The organism is Aliterella sp. E5.1, assembly GCF_057473825.1.
This window is the reverse complement of record NZ_JBYCCV010000133.1, coordinates 1-8,138: the sequence shown is the minus strand read 5'-3', so window position 1 is coordinate 8,138 and position 8,138 is coordinate 1. Positions and strand designations below refer to the sequence as shown.

The following is an 8,138-nucleotide window of genomic DNA, read 5'->3' as shown; positions in this document are numbered from 1 at the left end:
TTACTTCAATTGGATTTGGCAGCATAGTCGGTTCAAGTCCACTGCCGCACAACGAGCAGGATTAACCTCTCGACCATGGACTTGGAATGATATCGTGACCTATCCCACAATAATCTGACGCACTACCGCCTAGTAAAAGCTTAACCCCTACCCTTTATAAGTAGTTGATAATATTTACTATTTAGCTTAACGTAATTTTTACAATTGATATTTAGTTGCTACAAAGCTGAATTTTACTGGCGCAGCCATCAATTATTTCCCTGAAACTGGCGATATCAATTGCCCAGTAAACACCGGCAATGGTAGCCATCTAGGACGGGGTAAGTCTACAACTTATCCCACAAATTCGTGTGGAGTTGTGTATAAGGAGATACTATTGAGACAACAGCAACTACTTAAATGTTTTGGGATGGCAGTAGCTGGATCGGTGTTAGTAGCTCAACGTGCATTTTCGCAAGTCTTACAAGTTACTAATGTGCAGCTTAATCCAACCCAAAACGGGATTGAGGCGATTTTAAAAACACCAGCAGGCGAACAGTTACAATTATTACCGCGAATTGATGGCAATACTTATATTGCTGACATCCCAAATACACAACTGCGCCTACAAGGTAGCAATACATTTCGCCAAGATAACCCCACAGAGGGAATTACTGTAGTAACAGTGACAAATGCTGCTAAGGGCATTCGAGTAACAGTGACAGGTGACAAAGTCGTGCCAAAAGTTGAGTTATTTGATAGTGACGACGGTTTGATTTTTAGCTTCACTCCCGCCGTATCTTCCACACAGGCACAACAACCACAGCAAAAGCCACCAGACACTCCTCAGCCAGGAAACCAGACGCGGCAGGAGACGACGCGACCAAGTGACCAAACGCCAGCAACGCCTGAAGCCGTTTCGTCAGGAAGTGAAGCACAGCAAGGTGAAACGTTGGCTGATGAGACTGCTTGAAATTGTAGTCACGGGTGAGCAAGAAACTGGATATAGCGTCCCAAACGCCACTAGCGCGACGAGGACAGACACCCCACTACGTGATATTCCCCAATCAATTCAAGTTGTCTCTTGACAGGTACTAGAGGAACAGCAAGTGACGCGGATTGGAGAAGCTGCGCGCAATGTATCAGGCGTAACGCCAAAACCAGGCTACGCAGGCGCTACTGATAACTACACTATCCGGGGATTTGAAGCATCTAACAACCTGAGAAATGGTTTTAGAGATGATGGTTTTTACTCATTCACCGATCCTGCCAACATCGAAAGGGTGGAAGTTCTCAAAGGTCCGGCTTCTGTCCTTTATGGTCAAATTGAACCCGGTGGTGTCGTAAACTATATCACCAAACAACCACTGAGCGAACCTTATTATGTAGGTGAATTTATAGTTGGAAGTTACGACTTTTATCGCCCTTCAATAGATATTTCTGGATCACTCAACTCTGATGAAACCTTACTGTATCGATTGAATGTTGCCTATGAAAATTCTGGTAGTTTTCGAGATTTTGTTGATAAAGAACTTTTTATTATCGCCCCCGTATTAACTTACAAAATTAGTGATGCGACTACCTTGTCCCTGGAATATGAATACATTAATCTCAACCAGACTTTTGACCGGGGTTTGCCACTGCTAAGAGAAAGTTTTGAGCTTCCCATTAGCCGTTATTTAGGAGAACCAAGCGATAGTTACGACTTTACTGCCCATAGATTCAGTTCTATATTGCAACACCGCTTCGATAATAATTGGCAATTGCGAAATGCCTTTTCTATTCAAACTACTGATTCTCTACGGTCAAATGTGCAACCTTCGCCTTTTCAGTTAGAAAATGATGGTCGTACTTTGCGGCGGCGATTTACAAGAGCTCCCGAAGACAGTCAAATTTATTCTTTGCAAACAGAGTTGATAGGCAACTTCAATACTGGATCTATAAAACATCAACTGCTTCTGGGTTTCGAGTTGAGCAAAATCATTAGTGAATACGAACTCAGCAACGCCGCTTTCCTTCCGATTGATATTTTCGCTCCTGTTTATGGCTCTCCACTTCCTACAAATTTTGATGAAGGTTTTGGTTTGTTGGGGTTTCACCCACTATTTTATTTATTACAGGCTTTGTAATGTGGCGGTATCGTCGTCAAGCAAAACCAAGCAGCACTAACGAAGTTTGAATAGCAAAATAGGTGTGACAGAAGGCTTAGGGCAAAGGAACAAAGGAAAAACTGCATTTATCAGCAATGTTAAACTTATATGAAGAATATGATTTGTAGATAAACGGTCTTTAGCGAGTTGCAAAAGACTGTAAATACTACGATCGCTATTATTTACACTCCAATTGATGCCTCAAAAAATTCTATCAAGGAAATAATCAATAGCGTTAATCACCTCTAAAGGCGATCGCCAAAGCATCAAAAACTAACAACTTCAAGAGCATTCAGGATACCCGCCTCCATGACTATTCCCGCCCTAAGCTGGGCAGAACTAGAAGCCCTCACAGATTTTCAAGTCGATACTGTCAATGGTTTAACCAATTCCCAAGCTCGGTTGCGTCTGTTTGGTCGTAGCGAGTCAGAGGTACGAGTAACACTATATCGAGACAATCACGCCTGGTGTCCCTACTGTCAGAAAATCTGGCTGTGGCTAGAGGAGAAACAAATTCCCTACCGCGTGGAAAAAGTAACGATGTTCTGTTATGGGGAAAAAGAAAGCTGGTACAAGCGCAAAGTGCCTTCAGGAATGCTACCCGCTATTGAGCTAGATGGTCGGATCATCACCGAAAGCGATGATATTTTAATGGCACTAGAACAAGTCTACGCACCCTTGGGGCTAGGGATGAAACATCCCACCGTACTACCTCTGCGGCAACTAGAGCGACGGTTATTTAGAGAGTGGTGTGCTTGGCTGTGCTATCCCCCAAGCTCAATTCGGATAGAGCAAGAAAACCGCGCTCGATTCACAAACATGATCGCAAAAGTTGAAGCTGCCCTCGGTGCTACGCCAAGCCCCTATTTTCTCAGTGAGTTCGGAACGGTAGATGTCATTTTTACGCCTTATGTAGAACGCATGAACGCTAGTTTGTACTACTACAAAGGCTACTCGTTACGCGAAGAAAACCCCCGCTTAGCCGACTGGTTTGCAGCAATGGAAAGCAGACCCACTTATCGAGGTACTCAAAGCGACTTCCACACTCACGTCCACGATTTACCGCCTCAAATGGGAGGCTGTTGGGAAAACGGGGAACCTCAGATGGAAATCAATAAAGCAAGAGTCGATGGCGGCTCCTGGGATGGCTTGCCTGATGCCACCTACCCAGAACCAGAAACCTCGCGCACAGAGGCGCTTTACCGCGTTATCAAGCACCGCGCCAATATTATTCGTGTCAATCCTGCTAACGATGCCTTGATGGATGATGCGTTGCGGTGTGCATTGACTAACTTGATGACCCGCGAAGCTTGTCCGCCGCCGCCAGGGTCAGATGTAGCTTTGCGATATCTGCGCGATCGCATTAATGTACCGCGAGATATGTCAATTTATGCAGCCAAACGGCTTCGAGAAGCGCTAGAAACCACTGCTGCACTAGCAGGAGATGGGCAAGGTACGCCCATTCCAATTAAACATCGGCGCGACCAAAACCCGGTGGAATTTGCCAAACTTTGATGTCCTATCTCTTGTAAGAGGGCAGTCACTTGTAAAGTGCGATCACTTTTTAGAGGCATATCGCCTAAACTTAGGATAGTTGAGTGATGTTTTAGGCGATCGCAATCAGTCGCCTTGTAGAAATTGAAACAGAAAAGGAGTCATGATTAATTCACAGGGCGATCGCCTCGACCGAATAGAGGCATTATTAGAAAGATCGATTGTTACCAGTAACGAGCGTATGATACGCATCGAGCAGAAGTTAGAAGATTCTATCCAAGTTAGTAATGAGCGCCTAACACGCATCGAGCAGAAGTTAGAAGATTCTATCCAAGCTAGTAATGAACGTTCTAATCAATTTAGGCAGGAATTACAAGCTAGTAACGAGCGCCTAACACGCATTGAGCAATCTGTAGAATCGAACAATCGTTTTTTAGAGTCTTTCAGTCAAGATTTGAGAATTTATACAGAGTCAATGAATAACTTGGCTAATCGCCTTGACGGTGTAATTGCTGCAAGTAACTACAATAGAGACGAGACAAACTCACGCCTAGCTCGAATAGACGCAAAATTAGGCGTAATCGCAAATCATTTAGGCGTGCAATAACGGTGTATACTGCGATCGCCTACGAACAATATTAATGCGATCGCATTGATAAACTAATCCGCTTCAAGTTCTCCTTAATTTCCATCACCCGCACCTTTACAACTTGTCCGACTTTGACGAATTTATTGGGATCGTCTACAAACTTATCTGCCATTTGCGATATATGCACTAAGCCATCTTGATGCACGCCAATATCTACAAATGCACCAAAATTAGCCACATTTGTAACTACTCCTTCTAATTCCATTCCCACAGTCAAATCTCTAATTTCTTTTACCCCAGGAGCGAAAGTTGCATACTTAAATTCTGCTCTTGGATCTCTACCAGGTTTTTCTAATTCGCTGATAATATCCTTTAGTGTGGGTTCGCCTACGGTAGCTGTGACGTATTTTTGCAAATTTATCGATTTAAGCTGCTTGGCTGCTTGGGAAATCTGCGCTAATGGTACGTTCAAGTCAGTAGCGATCGCTTTGACAACAGCATAACTTTCTGGATGCACGGCGGTATTGTCTAAGGGGTTTTTTCCGCCGCTAATGCGCAGAAATCCGGCGGATTGTTCAAAGGTTTTTGCGCCTAGTTTGGGTACAGATAATAGTTGAGTGCGATCGCTAAATGCGCCGTGTTTGTCCCTGTAAGTAATAATATTTTTAGCGATTGTTGAATTAATCCCCGAAACAAAGGCTAAAAGTTCTCCTGAAGCGGTGTTAAGATTTACGCCGACATAGTTGACACAACTTTCGACAGTTTCATCGAGCTTTTGTTTGAGTAACTTTTGATCGACATCGTGCTGGTATTGTCCCACACCGATAGATTTGGGATCGATTTTGACAAGTTCGGCTAAAGGGTCTTGCAAACGCCTACCAATACTAATCGCACCGCGCACAGTAATATCCAAATCGGGAAACTCGGCGATCGCAACTTTGCTTGCAGAGTAAATTGATGCCCCCGATTCGTTTACCATGACCTTAACGGGCTTGACATCCAAAGGTTCTAAAACTTCAGCAATAAATTCATCGGTTTCCCTCCCCGCCGTACCATTACCAATTGCTATTAGTTGAATGCTATATTTTTTAATTAGTTTTTCAATTGCTTGAATAGCTTGCTTGCGTTGCGATGCAGAAGAATGGGGAAAAATTGCTTGATATTCCAAAAACTTCCCTGTACTATCAACAACTGCTACTTTACAACCCGTTCTGAAGCCAGGATCGATGGCTATAGTTGGTTTCATCCCGGCGGGACTCGATAACAATAATTCTCTCAAATTACTTTCAAAAGTTTTAATAGATTCAATGTCTGCGTAAGTTTTTCGTTCGGCAATTACTTCGCTAGTTAAAGATGGCTTCATTAAGCGATTGAAAGCATCTTTGAGCATAAATTGATAAAAATCTCGAATTTCCTTCGTTTTGGTTTTAATCTCCTGGTTTTCTAAATAATTAAGCACCACAGATTCATCAAAGTCAAGGTCTAGACTGAGAATTTTCTCCGCTTCACCTCGCAAAAGAGCTAACATATTGTGCGAAGCGATATTTTTAACGCTAACTTGGTAGTCGCGGTACATTTCGTACTTGGTACTACCTTCAGGGTAATCTTTTTTAACCTGCGACTTGAATACGCCCAATTTGAAAAAATAATCTCGCACGTAAGCGCGTAAATAAGCCTTTTCTGCAACTTCTTCCGCCAAAATATCCGCCGCACCTTTTAGCGCTTCAACGGTAGTATTTACAGCTTTATCTACAGAAATATATTTTGCTGCTTCATCTGCTAAAGAATTAGCAACAGACTTTGGATTATTTACTGATTTAATAAATTCTGCCAAAGGTTGTAAGCCTTTATCTTTGGCAATTGTGGCTTTAGTTCGCCTTTTGGGTTTGTAGGGTAAATAAAGATCCTCAAGCTCGGTTTTTTGCAGACAAGAGTCAATTTTTAGCTTCAGTTCATCTGTAAGTTTACCAAGCTCGGCGATCGCATTGACAATCGTTGTCTTGCGTTCTTCAAGTTCGCTGAGGTAAGTAAATCTATCCGACAGTTCCCGCAACTGAATTTCATTCATTTCCCCGGTGCGCTCTTTACGGTAACGGGCAATAAACGGAATTGAAGCAGACTCCGCAAACAATTCCAACGCGCTCTTAACTTGAGAAGGTTTGAGGGAGAGTTCTTTAGCTAAAAATTGAGCAATATCTATCATCGGTGACTCTAAAATAATTGAGTGTATAAGTTAACTGATAATGCCATAGCTTAACCAACAGAGGCGATTCATCCCCATCCTACTACTTTAGATATATTGACTTTCAAGGATTCCAGTGATAGTTTTGAATAAATTTGAGTAAATTAGCCAAATCTATGCTTTTCATCACTTGAGAAGCTAGAACGGAGGAACCACAGTTTGGGGCGTATCTGCATTTTTCAGTAGATGGACATCTCTCAGTCCTAGCCCGTCAGCTAACTTCGTCGGCATTGGGGGAAGATTGGAGATTCAACACATTATTTTATTAATGATTTGAACTCATCAGTATTCCTAGTTGGTATTACTCGTTTCTGTTGTACCTGCTCTCTATTTCTGAGGAGTATCAAATGCTATTGCAACTTAATCTTGCAGCCTTAGCGGTTGCTGGACTTGCTTGGAAACGTACTAAACCAGCAATTATTAAAGAGGCGGTTTTACTGCCTTTGGCTGGGTTTTTGGGTGTAATTTTCCTCTGGTGGTTTGTAGCTACTTTTTTTACAAACTTAATGCCTACTCCCGCCCAAGCATTCGTAGATAATTTAGACTACATAATACATCCATTTTATCGTCGCGGGCCTGGAGACTTGGGCTTAGGTTGGCTATTACTCGCAAGTTTGCGGCGAGTAATAATTGGCTTTTCTTTAGGTGCATTGGTGGCTATTCCTGTAGGTTTTCTAATTGGAATGTCCAAGCAAGCATTGCTGGCACTCAATCCGATTATTCAAATTTTCAAACCTGTATCTCCCTTAGCTTGGTTGCCGATTTCTCTAGCAATTTTCAATTTAGCCGATCCTTCTGCTATTTTTGTAATTTTTATTACATCCTTGTGGCCCACAATTATTAATACGGCGTTGGGTGTTTCCAGTGTCAACAAAGACTACCTAGATGTGGCGCGAGTATTGGAAATGCCGCGTTGGAGACAAATTACTAAAATAATTTTGCCTGCAAGTTTGCCTTATATTTTCACTGGTTTGCGAATTAGTTTAGGGATTGCTTGGCTAGTAATTGTTGCCGTTGAAATGCTAACTGGTGGTGTGGGAATTGGCTTTTTTGTCTGGGATGAATGGAGTCGTCTAAACTTAAGTTCGGTCTTTTTAGCTGTATTGGTAATTGGTATAACCGGATTAGTGCTTGACTACGCTGTAGGTAAAATAGAAACCTTCGTTACTCATCGCCCTACAATTTCTGGCTAGTCAAAATCTTCACTGGCAATAGAACTATTAACTAAATATGCACGACAATAACCAAAACAGTTGGAGTCGCCGGAGTGTCATCAAGGGCATAGGTGCGACGGCGGCGAGTATGGCAGTTTCTGCTTGTGGTATCAACAACGCTAACCGCACTCCTCAAGGACTATCAGAGGCAGCATTAGCCATAAAACCTGTTGTAGATTCCCGTACTCTAGAAAAGCCAAATATTACCGTCGGATACGTACCCGTAAACGACTGCGCCCCCTTCGCCGTTGCCTGGGAAAAAGGCTTGTTTCGCAAGTATGGCTTGAATGTAACCCTCAGTCGTGAAGCTATAGCAATCCTGAATGGTTCATGAAAATGCACTATACATGAATATCTTTGGGAAATTAAAAATTTGTCGGTGAGTTACTAGCTCAAACAAGCGCTTGACAGCAAAGAAAGATTTACACAGATGATAGAACTCTCGGATAAACCTCTTTGCTTGCAACCAC

7 protein-coding genes, 3 pseudogenes and 1 riboswitch are annotated in these 8,138 nt (G+C 42.6%); of the genes and pseudogenes, 8 read left to right on the top strand and 2 right to left on the bottom strand.

Translation table 11 applies throughout. The features are described 5' to 3' along the window. The 6 genes and pseudogenes from AC2VE5_RS22720 to AC2VE5_RS22695 form a co-directional block, all read left to right on the top strand. Positions 1–118 (top strand): annotated as a pseudogene (locus AC2VE5_RS22720) (IS1 family transposase); the annotation flags it as partial. A gap of 258 nt (positions 119–376) precedes the next feature. Beyond that, the gene (locus tag AC2VE5_RS22715) at positions 377–952 is read left to right on the top strand and encodes an AMIN domain-containing protein (RefSeq protein ID WP_486889944.1); all 576 of its coding nucleotides are present in this window, start codon (positions 377–379) and stop codon (positions 950–952) included. Continuing rightward, entirely contained in the window at positions 939–1,067 is a 129-nt protein-coding gene (locus tag AC2VE5_RS22710; protein ID WP_486889943.1) for a hypothetical protein, read from the top strand. Before AC2VE5_RS22715 ends, AC2VE5_RS22710 begins: the two co-directional genes overlap by 14 nt. A gap of 21 nt (positions 1,068–1,088) precedes the next feature. Then, positions 1,089–2,108 (top strand): TonB-dependent siderophore receptor, encoded by a 1,020-nt coding sequence (locus tag AC2VE5_RS22705; protein ID WP_486889942.1) that lies wholly within the window; start codon positions 1,089–1,091, stop codon positions 2,106–2,108. Between the two features lie 330 nt (positions 2,109–2,438). Then, positions 2,439–3,644, top strand: coding sequence for a glutathione S-transferase family protein (locus tag AC2VE5_RS22700; protein WP_486889941.1), 1,206 nt, complete (start codon positions 2,439–2,441; stop codon positions 3,642–3,644). Positions 3,645–3,786: 142 nt separating this feature from the next. Then, the gene (locus AC2VE5_RS22695) at positions 3,787–4,230 is read left to right on the top strand and encodes a hypothetical protein (RefSeq protein ID WP_486889940.1); all 444 of its coding nucleotides are present in this window, start codon (positions 3,787–3,789) and stop codon (positions 4,228–4,230) included. A 31-nt stretch (positions 4,231–4,261) separates the two neighbouring features. On the opposite strand, the gene AC2VE5_RS22690 is transcribed toward AC2VE5_RS22695, so the two are convergent. Beyond that, positions 4,262–6,415: a Tex family protein gene (locus tag AC2VE5_RS22690; RefSeq protein WP_486889939.1), complete on the bottom strand. Its 2,154-nt coding sequence runs from the start codon at positions 6,413–6,415 to the stop codon at positions 4,262–4,264. 135 nt (positions 6,416–6,550) lie between these two features. Continuing rightward, a riboswitch (cyclic di-AMP (ydaO/yuaA leader) is annotated at positions 6,551–6,699 on the top strand. A 102-nt stretch (positions 6,700–6,801) separates the two neighbouring features. Between AC2VE5_RS22690 and ntrB the strand changes: the two genes are divergently transcribed. Together ntrB and AC2VE5_RS22680 are read left to right on the top strand one after the other, a co-directional pair. Continuing rightward, on the top strand, positions 6,802–7,647 hold the full coding sequence (gene ntrB, locus AC2VE5_RS22685) for a nitrate ABC transporter permease (RefSeq protein ID WP_486889938.1): 846 nt from the start codon (positions 6,802–6,804) through the stop codon (positions 7,645–7,647). 37 nt (positions 7,648–7,684) lie between these two features. Beyond that, positions 7,685–7,978 (top strand): annotated as a pseudogene (locus tag AC2VE5_RS22680) (ABC transporter substrate-binding protein); the annotation flags it as partial. 18 nt (positions 7,979–7,996) lie between these two features. On the opposite strand, the pseudogene AC2VE5_RS22675 reads toward AC2VE5_RS22680, so the two are convergent. Beyond that, positions 7,997–8,138, bottom strand: a pseudogene (locus tag AC2VE5_RS22675) (IS630 family transposase); the annotation flags it as partial.

Bases quoted from the DNA above. Each gene is read 5' to 3' on its own strand.
- ntrB (WP_486889938.1), top strand. From the start codon at position 6,802: ATGCTATTGCAACTTAATCTTGCAGCCTTAGCGGTTGCTGGACTTGCT.
- AC2VE5_RS22700 (WP_486889941.1), top strand. From the start codon at position 2,439: ATGACTATTCCCGCCCTAAGCTGGGCAGAACTAGAAGCCCTCACAGAT.
- AC2VE5_RS22695 (WP_486889940.1), top strand. From the start codon at position 3,787: ATGATTAATTCACAGGGCGATCGCCTCGACCGAATAGAGGCATTATTA.
- AC2VE5_RS22710 (WP_486889943.1), top strand. From the start codon at position 939: ATGAGACTGCTTGAAATTGTAGTCACGGGTGAGCAAGAAACTGGATAT.
- AC2VE5_RS22690 (WP_486889939.1), bottom strand. From the start codon at position 6,415: ATGATAGATATTGCTCAATTTTTAGCTAAAGAACTCTCCCTCAAACCT.